General features: G+C 72.8%; 17 protein-coding genes and 1 riboswitch. Of the genes, 9 read left to right on the top strand and 8 right to left on the bottom strand.

Features of this window, described 5'->3' with window-relative positions:
- Positions 1–20: 20 nt before the first annotated feature.
- Positions 21–392 carry a hypothetical protein gene (locus ACIRSU_RS07405; protein WP_403789756.1) on the top strand — a complete coding sequence of 124 codons (372 nt, stop codon included), beginning with the start codon at positions 21–23 and terminating at the stop codon, positions 390–392.
- A gap of 11 nt (positions 393–403) precedes the next feature.
- Here the strand turns inward: ACIRSU_RS07405 and ACIRSU_RS07400 are convergent, their stop codons facing one another.
- Entirely contained in the window at positions 404–943 is a 540-nt protein-coding gene (locus ACIRSU_RS07400; RefSeq protein WP_403789755.1) for a DinB family protein, read from the bottom strand.
- Between the two features lie 189 nt (positions 944–1,132).
- Here ACIRSU_RS07400 and ACIRSU_RS07395 point away from each other — a divergent pair, with 189 nt between their 5' ends.
- The 3 genes from ACIRSU_RS07395 (at position 1,133) to arr (ending at position 4,270) form a co-directional block, all read left to right on the top strand.
- A complete protein-coding gene (locus tag ACIRSU_RS07395) occupies positions 1,133–2,449 on the top strand; it encodes a hypothetical protein (protein ID WP_403789754.1) in 1,317 nt (438 codons plus the stop codon).
- A 118-nt stretch (positions 2,450–2,567) separates the two neighbouring features.
- Positions 2,568–3,698: a winged helix DNA-binding domain-containing protein gene (locus tag ACIRSU_RS07390; RefSeq protein ID WP_403789753.1), complete on the top strand. Its 1,131-nt coding sequence runs from the start codon at positions 2,568–2,570 to the stop codon at positions 3,696–3,698.
- 143 nt (positions 3,699–3,841) lie between these two features.
- Positions 3,842–4,270, top strand: a complete 429-nt coding sequence (arr, locus tag ACIRSU_RS07385; protein ID WP_403789752.1) for an NAD(+)--rifampin ADP-ribosyltransferase — start codon at positions 3,842–3,844, stop codon at positions 4,268–4,270.
- Positions 4,271–4,563: 293 nt separating this feature from the next.
- Here arr and ACIRSU_RS07380 read toward each other — a convergent pair whose 3' ends face one another.
- From ACIRSU_RS07380 to ACIRSU_RS07360, 5 genes are all read right to left on the bottom strand, one after another.
- Positions 4,564–7,191, bottom strand: coding sequence for an RICIN domain-containing protein (locus ACIRSU_RS07380; RefSeq protein WP_403789751.1), 2,628 nt, complete (start codon positions 7,189–7,191; stop codon positions 4,564–4,566).
- A 39-nt stretch (positions 7,192–7,230) separates the two neighbouring features.
- Positions 7,231–9,594: a non-reducing end alpha-L-arabinofuranosidase family hydrolase gene (locus ACIRSU_RS07375; protein ID WP_403789750.1), complete on the bottom strand. Its 2,364-nt coding sequence runs from the start codon at positions 9,592–9,594 to the stop codon at positions 7,231–7,233.
- A 313-nt stretch (positions 9,595–9,907) separates the two neighbouring features.
- Entirely contained in the window at positions 9,908–11,668 is a 1,761-nt protein-coding gene (locus ACIRSU_RS07370) for a sigma-70 family RNA polymerase sigma factor (RefSeq protein ID WP_403789749.1), read from the bottom strand.
- Positions 11,669–11,711: 43 nt separating this feature from the next.
- Positions 11,712–12,911, bottom strand: coding sequence for an MBL fold metallo-hydrolase (locus tag ACIRSU_RS07365; protein WP_403789748.1), 1,200 nt, complete (start codon positions 12,909–12,911; stop codon positions 11,712–11,714).
- A 271-nt stretch (positions 12,912–13,182) separates the two neighbouring features.
- Positions 13,183–14,322, bottom strand: coding sequence for a hypothetical protein (locus ACIRSU_RS07360; protein WP_403789747.1), 1,140 nt, complete (start codon positions 14,320–14,322; stop codon positions 13,183–13,185).
- 172 nt (positions 14,323–14,494) lie between these two features.
- Here ACIRSU_RS07360 and ACIRSU_RS07355 point away from each other — a divergent pair, with 172 nt between their 5' ends.
- From ACIRSU_RS07355 to ACIRSU_RS07335, 5 genes are read left to right on the top strand one after another with little or no spacing between them, the layout of a single operon-like run.
- A complete protein-coding gene (locus ACIRSU_RS07355) occupies positions 14,495–15,451 on the top strand; it encodes an STM4015 family protein (protein ID WP_403789746.1) in 957 nt (318 codons plus the stop codon).
- Positions 15,448–16,590 carry an STM4014 family protein gene (locus ACIRSU_RS07350; RefSeq protein ID WP_403789745.1) on the top strand — a complete coding sequence of 381 codons (1,143 nt, stop codon included), beginning with the start codon at positions 15,448–15,450 and terminating at the stop codon, positions 16,588–16,590. Before ACIRSU_RS07355 ends, ACIRSU_RS07350 begins: the two co-directional genes overlap by 4 nt.
- A gap of 32 nt (positions 16,591–16,622) precedes the next feature.
- A complete protein-coding gene (locus tag ACIRSU_RS07345) occupies positions 16,623–17,468 on the top strand; it encodes an STM4013/SEN3800 family hydrolase (RefSeq protein ID WP_403790207.1) in 846 nt (281 codons plus the stop codon).
- Positions 17,465–18,808, top strand: coding sequence for an STM4012 family radical SAM protein (locus ACIRSU_RS07340; RefSeq protein ID WP_403789744.1), 1,344 nt, complete (start codon positions 17,465–17,467; stop codon positions 18,806–18,808). Before ACIRSU_RS07345 ends, ACIRSU_RS07340 begins: the two co-directional genes overlap by 4 nt.
- 16 nt (positions 18,809–18,824) lie before the next feature.
- Positions 18,825–19,676 carry an STM4011 family radical SAM protein gene (locus ACIRSU_RS07335; protein WP_403789743.1) on the top strand — a complete coding sequence of 284 codons (852 nt, stop codon included), beginning with the start codon at positions 18,825–18,827 and terminating at the stop codon, positions 19,674–19,676.
- Between the two features lie 31 nt (positions 19,677–19,707).
- Here ACIRSU_RS07335 and ACIRSU_RS07330 read toward each other — a convergent pair whose 3' ends face one another.
- Positions 19,708–20,502, bottom strand: a complete 795-nt coding sequence (locus ACIRSU_RS07330; protein ID WP_403789742.1) for an SGNH/GDSL hydrolase family protein — start codon at positions 20,500–20,502, stop codon at positions 19,708–19,710.
- Positions 20,503–20,663: 161 nt separating this feature from the next.
- Positions 20,664–21,614, bottom strand: coding sequence for a peptidoglycan DD-metalloendopeptidase family protein (locus ACIRSU_RS07325; RefSeq protein WP_403789741.1), 951 nt, complete (start codon positions 21,612–21,614; stop codon positions 20,664–20,666).
- Between the two features lie 4 nt (positions 21,615–21,618).
- Positions 21,619–21,784, bottom strand: a riboswitch (cyclic di-AMP (ydaO/yuaA leader).
- Between the last annotated feature and the right edge of the window lie 231 nt (positions 21,785–22,015).

The following is a 22,015-nucleotide window of genomic DNA, read 5'->3' as shown; positions in this document are numbered from 1 at the left end:
CGATGTGGCCTAATGGGGGCATGACACTGGACGAGGGCCGGCGCGTGCGGCTGGCGAGCGAGCTGAAGCTGCCCCTGGCCGGTGACTTCGACGGGCCTTCCCTGCTCCTCGCGGCAGGCAACGAGGGCACCGTCGAGCGCGTCACCGAGCACCTCCGCGACGAGACTCCCGAGGCGCGCGAATACCTCCGGCTCGCGTCCCTCCTCGACGCCTACGGCCCCCAGATGCCGCCCGCCAGTAGGAGGCAACTGGAGGAGCAGGTGGCGGCGTTGGAGCCGGAGTGGCACGCGTACGAGCAGCGCCGCACCCGGGTGACCGTGCGCGTCCGCCTCGACAACGGCTTCCTCCTCGACCACGCGGAGGAGAACCTCTTCACCCCGCTGACGCCCTGACCGAGGCCGCCCTACGCCTCCGGCACGCCGAGCCGCGGGGCGGCGGACCCGTGCCGCTCCAGCTGGCGGCGCATGTCGAGCAGGTGGTGGCGCAGCTCGTGGAGGGTGTGCACGGCGAGCCAGCGCAGGGAGCGTTCCGTCGGCTCGGGATAGGTGTAGATCAGCGTGCGCTCCCAGTCGGCGGCCGGCAGGCGGTCGAGGGAACGGGCGAACAGCTGTGCCGCGTCCCGGAGTTGGCGGGCGACGTCGACAGGCTCCTGCTCCGCGTATCCGTCGTGTTCGACCCGTTCGTCACGCCCCATGGGTTCGGCGACCGGCGTCTCGTACCGCCGCGCGGCCAGCAGGCGTTCCCGTTGGACGAGCAGCACGTCGCGCATGTGGCAGGCGTACTCGAGCGGCGCCCACACCTGCGGCGCCGGACGCCGCCGCAGCACCGACGGCTCCGCCGTCAGGAGCCCGGCGTAGTCGTCCGCGAGACTTCTGGCGAGCGCCGGGACTCCAGGGCCCTGGGCGAGGTCGTACACGAAGCCGCATTCCGAGCAAGGCGTCACACACCGACGTTAGCAAGCCCGGGAAACCCCCGAGGACCTTTCTTTCGCTCCGTCGGCCCATCAGGGACGATTCCCGGATGGCGCAACGTGCCGAACTGCGCACTAGTGGTGTCCACGTGGGCGTTTCTTCGACGCGCCGCGAGTCAGTCACGGTGGACGCCCTGACTGGGTGTCCACGAACGGAGCACCATGACCCCCGACCTCTTCGACAGCGATCCCGCGGACGACGGCCCCCGGCCGTTCCCCTTCCGCGCACCGGCTCCGACCTCCCCGACCTCCCCCGCCCCGCCGCCGATATCCCCGCACCCGCCGGAGCCGGCCGCGACGGACCCGGTCGAGTCCGCCCGGGCCGCCCCGGCCGGCTCGGCCACCCCGGCCGCACCCGGGGACGACGCACCGCTGTCGGGCTCTCCCTTGCCGGTAGCCCCGCGGACGACCGCACCGGAGCCCGTACCGCCCGGGACCCCGCCTCCGGAGACGCCCGAGCCGGCGCCGGAGCGCGCGCCGCAGGACGAGGACGGCGAGGAAGCCATCCACACGCTGCTGTGGACGGCGGCCACCGAGCGTCCGGTGACCGAGGTCGCCGCGCTCGTCGCCCAGCTCAAGGAGTCCGGTGAGGTGTCCTCCCCCGCCGACGTGGCGCTGCGCGCCGCGGCGGTCTCCCGCCCCCTCGACGAGGTGCGGCAGCTGGTCGTGCTGCTCAACGAGTCGGGCTACGACCTCCACCAGGCCGAGACCACGCTGCGCGCCGCGGCGCTGGGCCGGCCGATCGAGGACATCGTCGAGCTCGTGAACATCATCGGTGCCGACGGCAGCAGTTGGCGCGCCGCCGGCCCTGGCAACGCCACCGGCACCGCCACCGCCACCGGCACCGCCACCGGCACCGGCACCGGCACCAGCACCGGCACCGGCACCGGCACCGGCACCAGCACCGGCTCGGCCGCGGGTGGTGAGGCGGATGCCCCGGCACGGGCGGCCGCCGCCGGAGCGGCCGTGCCGACGATGTCGGCGGACGGCAGACGATCGAAGCGGGTGCGCGAGGCCCTGCGGTCGGCCAGATCGCCCCTGAACCAGGCGCTGGCGGCGGGTCCGGGCAGCCACACCCCGTCCACCGCGCTGCGGTCGGCGCTGCGCTGGCCCGCGGCGGCCGCGCTGTTCGCCTGCGGCCTGATCCATCTGCCGACCGACGTGCACGGACTGCGCTCCGGAGGCACCGCGGCGATGGTGTCGGTCGTGGTCACCGCGTGCTGTCTGATCGCCGCGATGTGGGTGGCCGTACGGGACAGCGTCACCGCCTGGGCCGCGGCGGCGGCGGTCGCCGTCGGGATCGTCGGGCTCCACGCGCTGGCCGGTGTGCGCGCCGTCGACCTCCTCGCGAGCAGTCTCGGCTCCCGGTTCGCCTGGGCGCAGGCCCTGGCGGTGCTGAGTTCCGCCGCGGTGATCGCCCTGGCCGCCACGGCCCTGCTCCGTCATACGAGGACGACCGGCGCGGCCGACGGCACCTGACGACCGCCGCGTCCCCGGACGCCCGCAGGCACCGGTCCCCTCGGGACCGGTGCCTCGCCACACCCCGCGTGCCGCCCCACCGTCGCTTCCTGGCGGGCCGGCCGGGAGAATGCGGACCGTGAGGATCAGCGCGCGTGAACTCAACAGGGCCACCCTCCACCGTCAACTGCTCCTGGAGCGGGCACCCCTGGAGGTCGCCGAGGGCGTGCGGCGGGTGGTCGCGTTGCAGGCGCAGCACGCCGGCTCGCCGTATGTGGCGCTGTGGAACCGGCTGTCCGGGTTCGATCCGGCGGCGCTGGACGCCGCGTTCGCACAGCGCGAGGTGGTCAAGGCGACGCTGATGCGGATCACGCTGCACGCCGTGCACGCCGAGGACTACCGGGTGTTCCGGGAGGCCGTGCAACCGACGCTGTACGCGTCGCGGCTCGGGTCCCGGACCGGGCTGCCGCCCACCGAGGTGCAGAACCTCGTGCCGGGACTGCTCGCGTTCGCCGAGGTGCCGCGGGGCACCGCGGAGATCAAGGGGTGGCTCGCGGAACGGGTGGGCGCGGCGGCCCGGGACGGGGCCTGGTGGGGGCTGCGCGGGTACGCGCCGCTGCACCACCATCCGACCGGCGGGCCCTGGTCGTTCGGGGAGCGCCCGTCGTACGTGGCGGCGGGCGGCGGTCCACCGGCTGCGGGGCGCGAGGGGGAGCCCGGGGCACTGCGGCGGCTCGTCGTGCGCTATCTGGAGGGTTTCGGGCCGGCGTCGGTGGCGGACGTGGCGCAGTTCGCGATGGTGCGGCGAGGTCCCGTACGGGAGGCGTTGCGGGAGCTGGACGACGCGGTGGAACGGCTCGAAGGGCCGGACGGCGGCGAGCTGTTCGACCTGCCGGGGGCCGGGCGGCCGGCCGGCGAGACGCCCGCGCCGCCGCGGCTGCTCGGCATGTGGGACAGCGTCCTGCTCGCGTACGCGGACCGGGGCCGGGTGGTGCCGCCGGAATACCGGCGGGCGGTGATCCGGGTCAACGGCGACGTGCTGCCGACGCTGCTGGTCGACGGCTGGGTCGCGGGGGTGTGGCGGCCCGTCGAGGGCGGGATCGAGGCGACGGCCTTCCACGAGCTGCCGGAAGAGGTGTGGGACGCGCTGGCGGAGGAGGCCCTGGCGCTGTACTCCCTGCTGGCGGCGCGCGATCCGCGGCTCTACCACCGCTACGCCCACTGGTGGCCCAGGCTGCCGGCCGGGCAACGGCGGCTGCTGCCCGGTTGAGCCCCCGCTCGACCCGGGCTCGTGGTTCCCTGGTCGTCCGGAGCCACGAGTCCAGGTCGCCGAGGTCATCCGGGCCGTCCAGGCCGTCCAGGCCGTCCCTGCCGTCCAGGTCGTCCCTGCCGTCCAGGTCGAAGGAGCAGTCCATGACCAACGCCCCTGTCCCCTTCCAGGTGTACGCGGAGGGCACGTACCTCCACGGTACGAAGGCCGACCTCGCGCCGGGCGACCTGCTGACGCCCGGTCGCTCGTCCAACTACGAGGAGGGGCGCACCTCCCGCCATGTGTACGTCTCCGAGACCCTGGACGCCGCGGTGTGGGGTGCCGAGCTGGCGGCCGGCGAGGGCCCGGGGCGGATCTACGTGGTCGAGCCGACGGGTGAGCTGGAGGACGACCCGAACGTCACGGACCGCAAGTTCCCGGGCAACCCCACCCGCTCCTACCGCACCCGTGAGCCGGTCCGGGTCGTGTCGGAGCTGACGGACTGGGCCGGACACTCGCCCGAGCAGATCGAGACCATGCGGAACGGCCTGGACGACCTCCGGCGGCGCGGGATCGCCACGATCCTGGACTGACCGGCTGACCGGCTGACCGGGTGCGGATCACGGGTTCAGGAGATCCGGGTCGGACCATTCGCCGGGGCGGGTGGCCGTGGTGTCCCGGAGGCAGAGCGCGATGGTCCCGGCCCGGTCGGCGAGGTACGAGTCGACCACATCCCGGAGATCCGGCCCTGCACCGCGAACGGTGCCGTGCGCTGCGACGGAAGACCGCCCTCCGACCGGATGTCGCACCGGTCAGGAGGGCGGCTTCCCCTCGCGGACGTCACGCCGGCGCGGACGTCAGACGCGGGTCCGCACCGGTGTCGGCGTCAGGACGGGTCGCCGTACTGGAGGCCGCGTCCGTTGGTGCCGACGTACACGCGGCCGAAGGTGTCGGGGTCGCCGGTGATGACGCCGACGCCTCCGATGCTGCCCCACTGGTGGGCGTCGTCGTTGACGCGGAGCCAGGTGGCGCCCTTGTCGGTGGAGCGGAAGACGCCGGTGACGTCCTTGACGGTGCCGATCAGGTAGAGCGCCTGGTAGGAGGCGCCGGGTGCGGCCTTGCCGAAGCCGAGGGCGGAGGCGGACTGCACCGCGGTGAGCGTGGTGAAGGTGCGGCCGCCGTCGGTGGAGTGCAGCAGCCCCTGGGCGCCGCCGGCGATCCACAGGTCCCCCGGGACGCCGGGAACGGCGGTGAGCCGGCCGGCGGGCAGGTTCGTGGCGCGGGCGGTGAAGGTCGCGCCGCCGTCGGTGCTGGCGTGGAGCGTGCCACCGGACAGGGAGTAGAAGGTCCCGGCCGAGGAGCGGTCGGCGACGACGACGGCGTCGGTGCCCAGGCCGCCGGCCTTCGACCAGCTCGCCCCCTTGTCGGTCGAGCGGTAAGGGGCCTGACCGGCCTGGGTCCAGACGATGGTGGAGCCGTCCGCCGCGATCGCGACATGACCGTCCTGGGCACCTGCCACCGGCTCCGTCTTGAAGCCGTTCCAGCTGCTGCCGCCGTCGGTGGAGTAGGCGCCGTCCTGCGCGCCGCCGCGACCGACGCGGACCATCACCCCGGGGTTCGACTGGGCGAAGTCGATGTCGGTGCTGTTGGTCATCATCGGGTTGTCTAGCCGCCCGGTCGGCACCCTGGTCAGGTCATCGTGCCGGAAGCCGCCCTGGTCGCCCATGGCGGTGATGACGGCGGCGCCGCCGGGCGGGGCGATCGCGTCCATCAGCGCGGTCTCCTCAAGCCCCCGCGCCCCGGCGGCCCAGTGGCTGGTGCCGCCGCTGTCGGTGGCGGTGGCGTCCTTGCTGCGCCAGATGCCGTTGCCGGTGCCGTACAGCACGTGACCGGAGTCGAACGGGTCGATGGCCAGGGCGGTCATCCAGTGCCCGGTGTGGGTGCCGACGTAGGGAGCGCCGGAGGCGTTCCGCACCGACTTGTCCGCCAGCTCCTTCCAGGTCGTGCCGCCGTCGGTGGTGCGGTAGATCTCGTCCTCGGGCCACCAGCGGTCGAGGCTGGTGACCATCACCGTGGACGGCTTGCGCGGGTCGACGGCCAGGCCGGAGAACCCGTAGGAGCCGCTGGACGGGGAGACGTTCTTCCACGCCCCGCCGCCGCTCGGCGTGTACTTCCACACCGAGCCCGCGGTCACACCGTTCGGTCCGAGGGCGTCGGTGTACGTCAGGTAGAGCGCGCCGTCGCCGGAGAGGACGCCGTGCTGCGGGAACCTGCCGGTGGGCTGACCGGGGACGGCCTGCCAGGTGGTGCCGCCGTCGGTGGAGCGGTACAGGGAGGTGGACTTGTCGGCGACGCCGGCGTAGACCGTGTTGCTGCCGGCCGGGCCGTACGTCACGAAGGAGATGCCCGCGCCGCTGCTCGCTCCGTCCTTGACGGGGAACGAGGAGACCTGTCGCCATGTCGCGCCGCTGTCCGTGCTGCGCCACAGGCCGTTCTTGCGGGTGCCGAGCAGCAGGGTGCGGTGGTCCGAGGGGTCGATCACGAGCCGTTCGCCCGCCCCGCGGCCGTCCTCGTTGCCGCCCAGCTTGAACGGCAGGTCGGTGCGCTGGAAGGTGCGGCCCCGGTCGGTGGAGCGCAGGAGTGCGCCGTTGCCGGCCCACTCGTTGGTGTAGGTGCCGGCCGCGAGGTAGAGCCGGTCGGGGTCGACGGGGTCGGTGGCCAGCGCGTCGATGCCCAGGAGGTTCCAGTCCTTCTCGCCGATCCAGTCGGTCAGCGGGATCCACTGCTCGGCCGCGCTGTCCCAGCGGTAGGCGCCACCCATGTCGGTACGCGCGTACAGCAGGCCCTTCTCCCGCGGGTTGAACACCAGGCCGGTGACGTAACCTCCGCCCACCACCTGGGCGTTGTTCCACACGTACGGCCCGGTCCCGGTGGCCGGGGCCTCGGCCGTCCTCACCAGCTTCCACTGCTGGTTGGTGCTGCCATGGCCGGGGTACTGGATGACTGCCGCGCCGTCGGCCGTGGAGCCTCCGGAGACGTCCAGGACCTGGCCGCTCCTGCGGGAGGTGAGGGTGACGGCGCCGGAACCGCTCACGTCGTCGATCCGCCACTCCTGGGAGGCGGAGGAGCGGTCGGTCTGCTGCTCGGCGGCAGCCGCCTGCGCGGGCGAATCGCCCGCTATGCCGAGCACTTTGCCGCTGTTGCGGTTCACCAGCTCGTAGTAGCCGTCGCCGGTGGACCTCAGCCTCCACTGCTGGTTGGCCGTGTTCTGGTCGGTCCACTGCTGAATACGGGTGCCGTCAGCGGTGGAGAAGGCGTTGACGTCCAGCACCTTGCCGCTGCGCACGGAGACCAGCTTGTAGTAGGCACTGTCGTCGACCGTCGCGGCCTGCGAGTCGTCCTGCACGAACAGGAGGTACGGCACGACGGTGGCGGGCACTCCGAGCAGCAGGACGGTGGCGGTCCTGCGACGGCGGTGGCGTCCGCGGCGCCCGCCGTTCGTGGGGTTGTTCATGGGGGGTGTTTCTCCTTGGGGAACCGTGGGTCGGGCAGGTCAGCGCTGCAGGGTGAGGACGCCCGGCCGGTACGGCAGTTGGTCGTAGGGGCCGTCCGCGGTGGGGGACTTGCCCTGGTACAGGAACTGCAGGTTGCAGGGGTCGACGGTCATGGTCTGGTCGGGGTCGGTGCGGACCAGGTCGCCGTGGCTGATGTCGTCGGTCCAGGTGGCGCCGCTGTTGGCCTTGCCCGCGAAGGGGTTGCTCTCGCTGCCGGCCTGCGGGGTCCACGCGCCGCTCAGGCCGGCGGCCGTGAACGAGCGGAAGTAGCGCCGCTCGTTCGCGCCCCGGGCCTCGACGATCATGAGGTACTGGTTCTGGCCCTGGACCTTGTAGACCTGCGGCGCCTCGAAGAGGTTCTTCGCCGTGTCGCTCATGACCGTCGTGTACGACGAGCCGAAGTTGCCCGGGAAGTTCCCGATCGGCATGCTCGCCCGGTAGATCCTGCCGTTGTCGCCGGCGAAGAACAGGTACATGTTCTTCTCGTCGCCGATCAGGGTCTGGTCGATCGGGCCGGTGCCGGATTCGGTGCGGGGGATGCTGCCGGTGAAGAGAGGCTGCGGCGCGGACCAGCCGTTGGGGTCGGCGGGGTCGCTGGACGTGCGGTAGCTGAAGGGCGACGCACCCCACTGGTAGGCGAGGACCCAGATCCTCTTGGGCGCGAAGTAGAACAGGGTGGGCGCCACCGCGTTCTGGCTCATCTTCTTCTGGCCGGCCGACGCCATGTCGGACCAGTTCGTGAAGGGGCTGAACGCCATCGAGCCGTACGAGCTTCCCGACGCGCTCGACGCGTACACCAGGTGCTTGCCGCCCAGCATCACGTGGGTGAAGTCCTTCACCGCGGCCCACCCGTTCGACGGCTGTGCGAGGGGACCCGTCGAACTCCACTTGTACGTCGGCGGAAGGGCGCACGTGCCGTCGCCCGTCCACGAGGGGCCGGTCCACTTCTGGTTGCCGACGGACGCACAGGTGTAGAGCTGGATCCTGGTGCCGTTCGCGGTGGCGGCGCCGACGGCGTCGAGGCACAGCCCGGACTGGACGCCGGTGATCGAGCCGTCCGTGTGGAGGTTCCACTGCTGGTTGGTGCCGCCGTTGCAGTCCCAGATGACCACCGGGGTGCCGTTGGTGGTGCCCTTGCCCTGGGCGTCCAGGCACTTGTTGCCGTACACCTTCAGCTGCTTCGCGACGGTGTGGGTCCAGCGCTGGTTGGTCTGTCCGCTGCAGTCCCACAGTTGCGCCCGGGTGCCGTTGGCGGTGGCGGATCCGGGGATGTCGAGACAGCGGCCGGAGGCCACGCCCTTGATCTCCCCGGTACCGCCGTTCGGCTCGGCCGGAGTGGTGCCGGAGCCGGAATGGAGGGTGTTCATGACGGCGGTGTAGGCGGGCTTGGGCTTGCCGTCGCTGTCGAACAGCAGGGGGCTTTCGCCGCGGCGCCAGGAGTCGCTGTCACGGACGCCCCACACGGTGATGCCGGTGCACCGGGCCACGGAGAGGCAGGTGCTGACCGTGTTCGCGTAGTGGGTGGGTGATGCCTGGGCGATGTCCAGCTCGGTGATCTGGACGTCGACGCCCAGGGCGGCGAAGCCGGCCAGGGTGGTCTTGAAGGACGCCGGCGGGCCGCCCGCCCCGAAGTGGCTCTGGAACCCGACGCAGTCGATGGGCACGCCGCGGGACTTGAAGTCCTTGACCATGCGGTAGACGCCCTGGGTCTTGGCGTCCGGCCAGTTCTCGATGTTGTAGTCGTTGTAGCAGAGCTTGGCGGAGGAGTCGGCCGCACGGGCGGTGCGGAACGCCTCCTCGACGAAGCCGTCGCCGAGCACCTTCTGGAAGACCGAGTCGCGGAGCCGGCCACTGCCACCGTCGGCGAACGCCTCGTTGACGACGTCCCAGGCGTAGATCTTGCCCTTGAAGTGGGCCACCTCGGTGGTGATGTGGTGGTTCATGACGCTGCGCAGGGTCGTCGCGTCGCGGAGGGAACCCACCCAGGAGGGAAGCTGCGAGTGCCAGACCGTGGTGTGGCCGCGCAGGCGCTGGCCGTGTGCCAGGGCACGGTCGACGATCCGGTCCGCGGGGCCGAAGTCGAAGTGGCCGCGGGACGGTTCGACGGCGTCCCACTTCATCTCGTTCTCCGGGGTGATCATGTTGAACTCCCGGTCGGCGATCGCGGTGTACGCGGGGTCGCCGAGCCTGCCGGCGGCCACGGCCGTGCCGAAGTACCTGCCCGAAGGGGCCGCCTGGGTCCCCAGGCCTGCGGCTCCGGCGGAGCCGGGGAGGAGCGTCACGACGCCGGCCACCAGCGCCGTGGCCGACAGTCCGATCGCCCATGTCCGGCGTCGCCGGCGGAGTCGGTGCAGGCCCTTCATGATTCTCCTCGGGGGCCCTGCGTACCGGTCGCCCGGAGTTCGTGGATGTGCTGCGTCATGGGAGGAACTTTCTTCAGGGGATACGTCAGTCGGGGAAGTCGGCCTGCCACGCCGGCATGTCATGGCGGGCGGCAGGAGGGACACCCCTGAAGTGGAGGCTTGTGAGCGCGCGGGCTCGTAACAGAAAAGTCGCGCCGCCCGCAGGATTGCCTGGTGATGCATCTCGCAGACAGAAAGCGTTATGCCGAGCGCGAAGGTCCGGCCGCGCCCGTAGAGAGAGGACGACCGGCCGGATCACCCGAGGAGCGGGTGGTCAGGCCCAGGCCCCGCGCACGATGAAGGAAGCCTGGCCGGCGAAGACCGGCGTGCCGTCGGAGCCGTCGAGCCACACACCACCGTCGCGGTGGCGGAGGACCGAGCCGGGATAGTTGTGCGCATGCAGGGTCACCGAGCCGGCGACCGCCCCGGGACGGGGACAGAATGTCGCGTCCTCACGGAAAAGTGCGCTGCCGTCGTCGGTGCTCAGCCGTAGCCGCAGGTAGGAGTGGCGAAGATACCGGCCGTCCGCAGCACGGAAGGTGACGCACCGTGGGTCGGCCAGCCCCCCGACGACCGTGAAAGTGCCTCGCTGCCGTGCCTGCGCGCTACTGGACGCCGATACGGGACCGAGCGTCACGAAGTCGCCGTCGTAAGTGGCGAACAGGCCCGGCTGGTCCGCCGACTCGAGCGATCGCGCGCCCAGCGGAACGGTGACTGCGGCGGCGGACGGGCTCGCCGGGGAGGGCCGCGCCGGGGACGGGCTCGTCGAGGGCGGGCTCGTCGGAGACGGTTCGGCCGACGCGGTGGTGCGCGACGGGGTCGGCGCGGGACGGCCGACCGTGGGAGCGGCGATGACGCCGGGCTCCCGATGCGCCGGTTCGGGCCAGGCCGCGTAGGTGGCGGTCCCCGCGATGAGCACCGCGCCGGCAGCGAGGCTCACGAACGGATGAGCAGTGGTCGCCGCGTGGAGTTTGCCGAACAGCGTGCTGTGCAGACCGCCTCCGCCCGTCGCCGCGCCGACGGCGACGGGTGCCGTGCCCAGCCCGGCCGCGCTCACGGTGGCACCGGACAGCAGGCCCTTGGCGGCCAGCGTGGCGATGAGTGCGGCCGGTACGGCCAGCGTCGCGAGCCCGAGGGGCAGGAGTTCGGCCGGAACCCGTTCGACCGACGCCGCCATGCAGACCGGACAGTCACGGGTGTGCCGCGTGATCCGCTTGCGCCACACCGATGCGGGAAGGCCGTCCCAGCCTACGACGGTCTCGTCCAACTGCCGGCAGCGCGGGTCGGCTTGCAGTGCGACGACGATCGTCCGGCACGCCTCCAGCTGCTCGCGCATGCGTTGCAGGCGCACTCCGACGTGGGCGACCGTGAGCCCCGTCGCGGCGGCGATGTCCTCCCGGCTCAGCAGGCCGGCGCATTCCTGCCACCACAGCGACAGCAGCACCCGATGGTCCGGGTCGAGCCACCGGCCGGCTTCGACGACGCGACGACGCTCGTCCGACACATGCAGCCGCAGGATGGCCGCGTCCACGGGCTCGGCGCCGGCATCCGGTATCCGGTGTGCCTCGTCGATGACCGTGGTCCGGTCGGCGAAGGCGTGCTTCCGGTGCAGATGGGTGTTGATCTGACGGAGTGTGATCGAGACGAGCCAGGAACGGAAGCTCTCCGGGGCACGCAGGGAAGGCAGGTCGCGCACCACACGCAGCAGGCTCTCCTGGACGACGTCGTCGACATCGGCATGTCCGCTCAGGGCTCGCCGGACGATGTTGTAGACCAGCGGCAGGTACGCGGCGATCAGCTCCTCGCGCGCCCGGTCGTCACCGGCCTGCGCCGCGACGACCAGTCCCGCGTGGTCTGCGTCTGTGAGCCCCATTCCCACCTTCTCCAGGGGAGCGAACCGCCGAGTACGGCGGCACACCCTAGCCTCGACGAAGGCATACGGCCAAAGCCTGCGCCTCGGGCGGACGGTCCGGCTCGTGCCGACACGGCAGGCCCGGCCTGCACCAGGCGGTCGCACATCGCAGGCGGCAGACACGCCGGCATCCGCACGACCTCCGCCCGGTCGCCCTCGGCTGACGTCACCGCTCGCCGGCGAGGTCCAGATCCCCCCTGCTCGGCTCGGCCACGCCCTCGGCACTCCGCGGGCGCCGCCACGGGTCCGCGATCGGATGGGACGCCTCGCGCCACCACGGCTCCCCCGGCAGCTTCCCCGCCGGCTCGAAGGGCTCGCCAGGACGCGGGAACGCCACCGCCTGGCCGGCCTCCTCGGCCTCGTACTTCGTCCACTCCCCCGGCTCCGCCCACGGGTGCGGGGCCAGGTTGAAGGTGCCCCAGTGGATCGGCAGCAGCACGCCGTGCGGACCGCCGCCCTGCAGGTCGAGGTGGGCGCGCAGGCCCTCGGCCGGGGTCATGTGGATGTCGGGCCAGTACTCGGAGTAGGCGCCGAGCTGGATCATGGTGGCGTCGAAGGGGCCGTGGGCCGTGCCGATGTCCTTGAAGCCGGGGAAGTAGCCGGTGTCGCCGCTGTGGTAGATCCGGTGCGCGGGGCCCTCGACGGCCCAGGAGGCCCACAGGGTGTGCTGCTGGTTGCGCAGGCCGCGGCCGCAGAAGTGGCGGGCGGGGGTAGCGGTGAGGCGCAGGTCGCGGACGGTGGTGGACTCGTTCCAGTCGAGCTCGCGGATCCGGGCGGCGCGGACGCCCCAGCGCTCCAGGTGGGCGCCGACACCGAGCGGCACCGCGAAGACGGTGTCGGTGCCGGCCAGCGCCTTGATCGTCGGCAGGTCGAGGTGGTCGTAGTGGTCGTGGGAGATCACCACGACGTCGACCGGGCCGAGGGCGGCGAGCGGCACGGGGACCGGGTGCAGCCGCTTCGGACCGACGAAGGCGAAGGGCGAGCAGCGGTCTCCCCAGACCGGGTCGAAGAGCACCCGGTGCCCGTCGATCTCGGCGAGGACGCTGGAGTGGCCCATCCAGGTGAGCCGCAGCCCGGTGGCCGGCGGCCGGGCGAGGTCGGCCACGGTGGTGGGGTGCACGGGGATCCGGCCGGCCGGGGCGCGCTTCGCCCGGGCCTCCTTCTCGAAGTACACCTTGGCGAACTCGACGGCCCCGCCGGACGGCCGGTGCCGGGCGGGCTCGGGGTTCACGAAGACCCCGTCGGCGAAGTTCGGGGAACGGAGGATGCGCTCCCAGCGCTCTCCCGCCGCGTCGGCGCCGAAGGCCGCGGGGCGCAGCGCGCGCAGCCGTGCCCGCAGCGTGTGGTCGGAGCCAGTGCCGGTCACGAGACCTCCTGAAGTCGAGGATCTCCCCATTATGGGCGGCTCGCGCCGTCCCGCGCCGGGGCCCGGGTCCCAGGGGGGCGCCTTGCCGGGATTTGCCCCGGTCACACACGGTGCGGGGGCCTGCCATACCCCCCGCCCCCACCCTGTGCGGGGGGGGGTCGGGGCCGGCCGTACTCCCAGCCCGCACACCGTGCGGGGGCGGGGGGCGGCCGTACCCCCCAGCCCGCACACTGCGCGGGGGGCGGGGGCCGGCCGTACCCCCAGCCCCGCCTCAGCACGCCAGGGCCAGCGGCGGGCGCCATACCCGGCCGTCACCGGCGATGCCCTGCGTCGGCGTGTACGACAGCGGTACGACGTGGGTGGCGGCCGCGGCCTCGTTGCGGGTGCCGAGCCAGAGGTCGATGATCTGCCACGGGCGGCCGTCGAGCACGGCGACGGTTCTCGGCTGGCCGCCGCAGCTGTTGCCGTTGAAGATGCGGCGGCCGTAGGCGGGTGCGCTCCAGCCGACGTTGCCGGGTGCGGTCCAGCCGGAGTAGAGCGAGGGCGCGGTGGCGTAGCCGATCGGGGTGCCGGCGCAGTAGCCGCAGGCGGGGTCCGCGTAGGTGAGGACGTAGTGGCGCTGTACGGGATCCCAGTAGCCGCCCGGACCCTCGACCTGGCTGAGCCCGGCGACCTTGCTCACGCCGACGCCGTGGCCGCCGGTGCCCCAGAGGTCGAGTTCCTCGATGTCGATCTGGGCGCTGCCCACGTGTGTGCAGACGAGGGCGGGGCGGCCGCCGGGGGCGCCGGAGGCGATGAAGCCGAAGTCGCCGTTGCCGGTGCAGAAGGAGAGCGCGGGCTTGTGGTACGAGCCGTTCGGGGTGGCGCCGGGTCCGCAGGGGCCGGCCGCGGAGGCGCAGCCCATCGCGTTGTAGGCGTTCTTGCGGTCGAGCGAGTAGTGGCGGGGGCTGTTGAACCAGAGGACGAAGACGCCGTCGTCCTTGCCCCATCCGGTGCGGCGGATCATCCGCGCGTTGAAGCAGCCCTGTCCGGTGCCGCCGCAGGTGTCCTGCCAGGACGTGTGGGTCCACGGGTCGACGGAGCCGGGGTCGAACAGCGGTCTCGGGGTGCTCCAGGGGCCCTGCGGCGCGGGCGCGGTGGAGACGCCGAAGCCGCACCAGGGCGTGGGCGCGACGTACCACTGGAAGCCGCAGCCGTACATCGTTCCGTACATGTAGTACGTGTCGCCGAACTTGGCGATCTGGGCGTCGTGGAGGTCGAGCCCGGAGATGGTGAAGGCGGCCTGGGGCGCGAGGGACCGGTCGCCTGGCCCGGGCGTGTCGGCGTGGGCGGTGGCCGGGAGCGCGGCGAGGAGCGCGGTCGCGGCGAACAGCAGGCTGAGAAGGGCGACATGGGCGCGGCATACATGCACGAGTGATGATTATCAGACAAATCATCAGATTTCGTTCCGGACGCGCGTGTCGTGGGTGGCCAGCCCCGTCCCCCGGGCCCGCCGGGGGGTGTTGTCAGTGCCGCTTGGTACAACTTCTCGCGTCAGCCGATCAACGCCGTCCGGCCTCAGGTCCGGTGTCTGGGAGCACGTCATGACTATTCGGGATTACCTGCGCGAGTTCCACGGCCTGCCCGTGTTCCAGTTCCCCGTGCCCGGCGTGCCGGCCGAGCTGCCCGACCCCGACGCGGTGGCCTGGCGACTGTTCGCGGCGACGTACGCCGAGGACGACGACGAGCTGTGGCAGCCGCTGTTCGAGCGCTTCCTCGCCACGGTCGACACCACGCGGGTGCGGGCGATCATCGTCGGCGGCTGGGACGAGGCGTACGACACCTCCTCGGCCGCCATCGTCGAGGCGCTCGCGGGCGCGAAGGACCGACTGCCCGCCCTTGAGGCGGTGTTCCTCGGCGACATGCTCTCCGAGGACTGCGAGATCTCCTGGATCATGCAGTCCGACGTCACCCCGCTGCCGGCCGCCTACCCCGGGCTGCACACGCTCGCCGTCCGCGGCGCGAGCGGCCTGGAGTTCCCGCCGCTGCGGCACGAGGGACTGCGCCGCCTGGTCGTGCAGACCGGCGGGCTGCCGGCCTCCGTGGTGCGGGACATCGGCGCCTGCGACCTGCCCGCCCTGGAGCACCTGGAGCTGTGGCTCGGCCGGGACGACTACGGCAACGACGTCACGCCGGCCGACCTGGAGCCGATCCTGACCGGAACCCGGCTGCCCGCGCTGCGGTATCTCGGGCTGCGCAACAGCGACACCCAGGACGACGTGGCGGCCGCCGTCGCGACCGCTCCGGTCGTGACGCGCCTGGCCGAACTCGACCTGTCCATGGGTGTGCTCACCGACAAGGGCGCCGAGGCGCTGCTCGCCGGGCAGTCGCTCACCCACCTCCAGCGGCTCGACCTGTCGCACCACTACCTCTCCGAGGAGACGGCCGGGCGGATCACGGCCGCGCTCGCGCCGCACGGCGTCGCCGTGGACGTCAGCGACCGGCAGGTCCCGGACGAGTTCGACGGCACGCTCTACCGGTACACCGCGGTCGGCGAATGAGCCCCGCCGCGGGCCTCCACCCGGTCGTCGTGGGCAACCCCGGCACCCGCCGGGTCGGCCTCTTCCAGGACGCGGTGCGCGCCGCCGGCCTGCCCGCGGCGCGCGTCGTGCCGTGGCTCGACGTGCTCCGCGGCCGCGCGGGGTTCCGGGCCGGGGAGACCGTCCGGGTCGACACGCCCGGCGAGGACGGGGCGGTCGACCGGCTGCTGCGCGGCGCGGACGACCCGGCCCGGGTGGAGGGCTCGCGGCGCTGGTACGAGCGGTTCACGAGCGAACTGTCGGGGCTCGCCGCCCGGGTGGGCGAGGCCGGGGCGGCCCTGGTGGACGATCCGGCCGAGACGGCCGTGCTCTTCGACAAGCGGCTGACCCACGGGCGGCTGCGGGCCGCCGGGGTCCCGGTGCCGGACTCCCCCACCTCCGGCCCGGCGGCGCCGGCCGTACGGGGCTGGGCGGACGTGCGGACGCTGATGGCCGATGCCGGGCTGCGCCGGGTGTTCGTGAAGCTCGCGCACGGTTCGTCGGCCTCGGGCGTCGTCGCGGTCGAGACCGCCGGCGGCGGCCGGGTGCAGGCCACCACCTCGGTGGAACGCACCCCGGACGGCAGCCTCTTCAACTCGCTGCGGGTGCGGCGCTACGGCACCGAGGGCGAGGTCGCGGCGATCGTGGACGCCCTCGCACCCGACGGCCTGCACATCGAGCGCTGGCTGCCCAAGGCCGCACAGCACGGCCGGGCGGCCGACCTGCGGGTGGTCGTGGTCGACGGCCGGGCCACCCATGCCGTCGTCCGCACCAGCCGCTCCCCCATGACCAACCTCCACCTGGGCGGCGCCCGCGGCGACCTGGCCGCCGCGCGGGAGGCGATCGCCGCGGCCGGCGGCCGGTTCCAGGACGCGCTCGCGGTCTGCGAGGCGGCGGCCGCGGCCTTCCCCGGCACCCGCTGCGTGGGCGTCGACCTGCTGCCCGGCACCGGCTGGCGCCGCTTCGCCGTCGGCGAGGTCAACGCCTTCGGCGATCTGCTCCCCGGGCTCACGGGCCTGCCGGGCAGCGGCGCCGAGGGCCTGGACACCTACGCGGCCCAGGTCGCCGCCCTGCTCCGTACGCGATCCGTCCGCTCCACCACAGAAACCAGCACGCCGTGAACCCCATGAAAACCGCCGAGCGCGCCCCCGACATGAACGAGATCGTGGGCAGCCACGATCTGCTCCTCGTCACCCTCGACACCCTGCGCTACGACGTGGCGGCCGAGCTCGCCGCCGCGGGCCGCATACCGAACCTGGCCCGGCATCTGCCCGGCGGGGCCTGGGAGCGGAGGCACGCGCCCGGCAGCTTCACCTACGCCTCCCACCAGGCCATCTTCGCGGGCTTCCTGCCCACCCCGGCGGCGCCCGGCCCGCATCCACGGCTCTTCGCGGCCCGGTTCGCGGGCAGCGAGACCACGGCGGACGGCACCTATGTCTTCCACGACACGCCCGACCTGGTGTCGGCGCTCGCTCACGAGGGCTACCGCACGGTGTGCGTGGGCGGGGTCGGCTTCTTCAACGGGCAGCCGCCGCTCGGCAGCGTGCTGCCGGGCCTCTTCCAGGAGAGCCACTGGGAGCCCTCGTTCGGGGTCGCCTCGCCGACCTCCTTCGAGTCGCAGGTGGCCCGCGCCGAGGAGGTCGTGGCCCGGCTCCCCCGGGCCCGCCGGCTCTTCCTGTTCGTGAACGTCTCGGCGCTGCACCAGCCCAACTGGTTCCATCTGCCGGGCGCGACCCGCGAGGCAGGCGACTCCCGGGCCACCCACGCCGCCGCCCTGGAGTACGTGGACCGGCACATCGGACGCCTCTTCGCGGCGATGAGCAGCCGCCGCGACTGCTTCACGATCGTCTGCTCGGACCACGGCACGGCGTACGGGGACGACGGCTTCACCGGCCACCGGCTGGGCCACGAGTCGGTGTGGACGGTGCCGTACGCGCAGTTCACGCTCCCGGGACCGGCGGCCGGTGACTCCGCTCGCGCCGGGGAGGAGGCCGCGTGACCACCCCGACCGGCACCCCGCGCCCGTACCGCAGTTACGTCTACGCCTATCCGCACAAGACCGCGTACCGTCCGCTGCCCGAGCGGCCGTCGCTCGCCGCGCTCTGGGCGGACGAGCCGAAGGACGCGCTCTCCCTCTACGCGCACATCCCGTTCTGCGAGGTCCGCTGCGGCTTCTGCAACCTGTTCACCCGGATCGGCGCCCCGGACGAGCTCACCACCCGCTATCTGGACGCCCTCGACCGGCAGGCGACGGCCGTGCGGGAGGCGCTGGGCGACGCGGCGCCGGTGCGGTTCGCCACGGCCGCCTTCGGCGGCGGCACGCCGACCTTCCTCACCGCCGGCGAGCTGGAGCGGCTCTGCGACATCGCCGAGCGGCGCATGGGCGCCGACCTCAGGGCGGTGCCGCTGTCCGTGGAGACCTCGCCGGCCACCGCGACCGCCGACCGGCTCGCCGTGCTCGCCGAGCGCGGCGCGACCCGGCTGAGCATCGGCGTGCAGAGCTTCGTCGAGGCCGAGGCCAGGGCCGCCGTGCGCCCGCAGCGCCGGGCCGACGTCGAGGCGGCCCTCGGCCGGATCCGGGAGACCGGCGTGCCGGTCCTCAACATCGACCTGATCTACGGGATCGACGGCCAGACCGAGGAGTCCTGGCGCCGCTCGCTCGACGCCGCGCTCGCCTGGCGGCCGGAGGAGCTCTATCTGTACCCGCTGTACGTGCGCCCGCTCACCGGCCTGGGCCGGGTGCAGGACCCGGCGGCGGCCGACCGGGAGTGGGACGAGCAGCGGCTGCGGCTCTACCGGCACGGCCGGGACCATCTCCTCGCCCGGGGCTACGAGCAGGTGTCGATGCGCATGTTCCGGCGTGCCGACGCGCCGCCGCTGGGCCCCGACGACTACGCCTGCCAGACGGACGGCATGATCGGCCTGGGCTGCGGCGCCCGGTCGTACACCTCGACGCTGCACTACTCCTTCGACTACGCGGTCGGCATGCCCGAGATACGCCGGATCATCGACACCTACACGGGCACGGAGGACTTCTCCCGGGCCGAGGTGGGCCGCCGGGTCGACGCGGCGGAGGCGCGCCGCCGCCATCTGCTCCAGTCGCTGCTCCAGGCCGAGGGCATGCCGCTCGACGACTACACGGCCCGGTTCGGCGGCTCGCCGTTCGAGGACTTCGCCGGCGAACTGGCCCGCTTCGAGAAGTGGGGCTGGCTGGACACCGGCGCCCCGGCCGGGCTGCTGCGGCTCTCGCCCGAGGGCCTGGCGCACTCGGACGGGCTCGGACCGGAGCTGTTCTCGCCGGCGGTGCGGGCGGCGATGGCCGCGTACGAGACGAAGTGACCGGGGGACCCACGCCATGGATCTGACTCTGCTCTACCGGGGGCCGCTCGCCTCCTGCGACTACGACTGTCCGTACTGCCCGTTCGCCAAGCGGCGTGACAGCACAGAACAGTTGCGGGCCGACCGGGCGGCCCTGGAGCGCTTCGCCGGCTGGGCCGCCGGGCAGACCGGGGACCGGCTGCGGATCCTGTTCACCCCGTGGGGCGAGGGCCTGGTGCGGTCCTGGTACCGGCGCACGATCGTCGAGCTGTCCCGGCTGCCGCACGTGGAGCGGGTGGCGATCCAGACCAATCTGAGCTGCCGCACGGAGTGGCTGGACGAGGCCGACCCGGAGACGGTGGCCCTGTGGTGCACCTACCACCCCGGGCAGACGCCGTACGAGCGCTTCCTCGGCAAGTGCCGGTCGCTCGCCGGGCGCGGCATCCGCTTCAGCGTCGGCGTCGTCGGGCTGCCCGAGCACCGCGAGCACGCCCGCCGGCTGCGCGCCGAGCTGCCGGACGAGGTCTATCTGTGGGTGAACGCGGCGGAGGGCCACACCTACACCGACGCGGAGGCCGCCGACTGGACGGCGCTCGACCCGCTCTTCCCGTACAGCCGCCATCCGCACCGCTCGGCCGGGCTGCCGTGCCGCACGGGCGAGTCGGTCGTCTCGGTGGACGGCGATGGGACGGTACGCCGCTGCCACTTCGTCCGCGCCGAGCTCGGCAACCTCTACGACGGTTCGTACCGCGCCGCGCTGCGCCCCCGCGCCTGCCCGCTCGCGCGGTGCGACTGCCACATCGGCTACGTCCACCTGGAGACGCTGCCGCTGTACGACGTGTTCGCCGGGGGCGTCCTGGAACGCGTCCCGGCGAACAGTCGGTGGTGAGACGCCCTCTCAGGCGCCGCCTGCAACGGCGTCAGAGCGGCAGCAGATCGGGGCGCTTGGCCTCGACGTGGTCGCCGGAGCTCTCGCCGCGCAGCCGGCGCCCGATCCACGGGACCAGGTGCTCCTTGGCCCAGTGGATGTCGTCCTTGGTGACCTCCAGGGCGCCCCGCGGCGGCAGCGGCGGCCACGGCTGCTCCGGGTCGGCCGGCACCGGCAGGCCGAGGACCTGGGCGGCGCGCAGCGCGACCCGGGTGTGGCCCTCGGGCGAGAGGTGCAGCCGGTCCTCGTCCCAGGCGCGGCGGTCCTGGACGGACCTGAGCGACCACAGGTCGAGCACAGGGCAGCCGTAGCGGTCGGCGATGGCCCGGACGTGCCCGTTGTACGTGGCGATCTTGCCGCGCAGGTGCTTGAGGAGCGCCACTTCCTTGGTGTCGAAGCCGGTCGTCACCATGACGGTGCCGACGGCGGAGGTCAGGTCGGCGACGGCGCGCTCGAAGCGCTCGGCGACGTCGTCGGGGTCGGTCCCGGGGCGGATGATGTCGTTGCCCCCGGCGCAGAAGGTCACCAGGTCCGGGGCGAGTTCCTTCGCCCGTGGGACCTGTTCCGTGACGATCTGGTCGAGAAGGCGCCCCCGTACGGCCAGGTTGGCGTAGCGGAAGGCGTCGTGCTCAGGCAGCTGGTCGGCGAGCAGGACCGCGAACCGGTCCGCCCAGCCGACGAAATTCCCGTCGGGCCCGGGGTCTCCCACGCCCTCGGTGAAGCTGTCACCGATCGCCGCGTACGACCCGAATGCGTTCTTGTCTCGTGATCTCGAATCGTCTGCCACGGGAACTCATCTTTCCCTTATGTGTGTGACCTACGCGACCGTAAGGAGGGGTTGACGGCGGGTGACATATGCCACCTGGTAAAGATCACGTCAATCAGGAATAAGCGAAGCCCCGGCACGGGATCGTGCCGGGGCTTCCTGCTGACGGTTCGTCAGAGGCGTCAGATGTTGACGCCGTGCTGGCGCAGCGCGGCCAGCGGGTCGATGTCGGAGCCGTAGTCCGGCCCTGTGCGCATCTCGAAGTGCAGGTGCGGTCCGGTGACGTTGCCGGTCGCGCCGGAGAGGCCGATGACCTGGCCGCCGGTGACGGTCTGCCCGGCGCTCACCGAGATGGAGGAGAGGTGGCCGTACTGGGAGAAGGTGCCGTCGGCGTGCTGGATGACGATCTGGTTGCCGTAGGCGCCGCCCCAGCCGGCGGAGTAGACGGTGCCGGGGCCGACCGCGTGGACGGCCGTGCCGGTGTCGGCGATGAAGTCGACGCCGGTGTGGTAGCCGGAGGACCACATGGAGCCCGGCTGCTTGTACGGGGTGGAGATGCCGCCGCTGACCGGGACGACCCAGCCGGAGGAGGTGGCCGTCGCGGCCGGGGCCGGGGCGGCGGCCGGGGCGGAGGTGGTCGCGGCGGAGCGCTCGGCGCTGCGCGAGGCGCGCTGCTCGCCGCCGGTCCCGGCCGCCTGGGACTTCGCCGGGCGGGCCTTGGCCGCGTGCGGCTCGGCGTGGTTCTTGGCGCCGAGGGTCAGCTTCATGCCGGGCAGGATCAGCGAGGGGTTCTCGCCGATGACCTGGCGGTTGTCGCGGTAGAGCTTGTGCCAGCCGCCGGCCAGGTGGTGCTCGGTGGCGATCTTCGACAGGTAGTCGCCGCGGACCACGGTGTACGAGACCGGGGCGGCGGCGTGGGCCTGGGCGGGAGTGACGGCGGCGGGGGTGACGGCGGCGGGAGCCACGGCGGCGACGCGCTGGTGCGCCACGGCGGGAGCGGCCTGCTCGGCGGCGTGGGCGCCGGTCGCACCGATCAGCGGGAGCGCGACGACCGCGCCGCCCGCGCCGGCGGCGACGAACCCGCGGCTGATCGGGTTGACCTTGGGACGGCGGTGCTTACCCTTCGCGGGCATGGTGAATTCCTCTCCGTCGCCTGCGAGGTGAGCTGTCGGGTTCGGACTGGAGATGTCCGGCCGCGCGGTCGCGCGGCTTCACCCCGAGCCGTCCTTCGTGGGTGCTGCGTCGAGGGATCGGCAAAGTACCTGGGTCCCCCGCTCCTGCCTGACACGGGTGGGTGCGGATTCCGGGCGGCGGCAGGATTCGGCGGTCCGTCCGGATTGAGCGCGACGCTAGACGAGCCGGGCCGACGGGAACAAGCCACGGTTTTTCGGCCACTCTTGATCGCGCGATATCCGGCCGGAATTCTGGTCACCCTGCGTCGATGACGAACTCTCGTTTTCCCTTTCCCCAAGGGAATTTGAAAAAGACGATCAGGCACGGTCCGTCACGTTTATGACGCTGCTCACGCCCCGAT

This window comes from Streptomyces sp. NPDC101160, assembly GCF_044768205.1.
Taxonomy (GTDB): domain Bacteria; phylum Actinomycetota; class Actinomycetes; order Streptomycetales; family Streptomycetaceae; genus Streptomyces.
Note: the sequence above shows the minus strand (reverse complement) of the source record. Positions and strands in the feature narration are given on the sequence as shown.

Bases quoted from the DNA above. Each gene is read 5' to 3' on its own strand.
- ACIRSU_RS07335 (WP_403789743.1), top strand. From the start codon at position 18,825: ATGGATCTGACTCTGCTCTACCGGGGGCCGCTCGCCTCCTGCGACTAC.
- ACIRSU_RS07350 (WP_403789745.1), top strand. From the start codon at position 15,448: ATGAGCCCCGCCGCGGGCCTCCACCCGGTCGTCGTGGGCAACCCCGGC.
- ACIRSU_RS07375 (WP_403789750.1), bottom strand. From the start codon at position 9,594: ATGAAGGGCCTGCACCGACTCCGCCGGCGACGCCGGACATGGGCGATC.
- arr (WP_403789752.1), top strand. From the start codon at position 3,842: ATGACCAACGCCCCTGTCCCCTTCCAGGTGTACGCGGAGGGCACGTAC.
- ACIRSU_RS07355 (WP_403789746.1), top strand. From the start codon at position 14,495: ATGACTATTCGGGATTACCTGCGCGAGTTCCACGGCCTGCCCGTGTTC.
- ACIRSU_RS07325 (WP_403789741.1), bottom strand. From the start codon at position 21,614: ATGCCCGCGAAGGGTAAGCACCGCCGTCCCAAGGTCAACCCGATCAGC.
- ACIRSU_RS07395 (WP_403789754.1), top strand. From the start codon at position 1,133: ATGACCCCCGACCTCTTCGACAGCGATCCCGCGGACGACGGCCCCCGG.
- ACIRSU_RS07345 (WP_403790207.1), top strand. From the start codon at position 16,623: ATGAACGAGATCGTGGGCAGCCACGATCTGCTCCTCGTCACCCTCGAC.
- ACIRSU_RS07380 (WP_403789751.1), bottom strand. From the start codon at position 7,191: ATGAACAACCCCACGAACGGCGGGCGCCGCGGACGCCACCGCCGTCGC.
- ACIRSU_RS07405 (WP_403789756.1), top strand. From the start codon at position 21: ATGACACTGGACGAGGGCCGGCGCGTGCGGCTGGCGAGCGAGCTGAAG.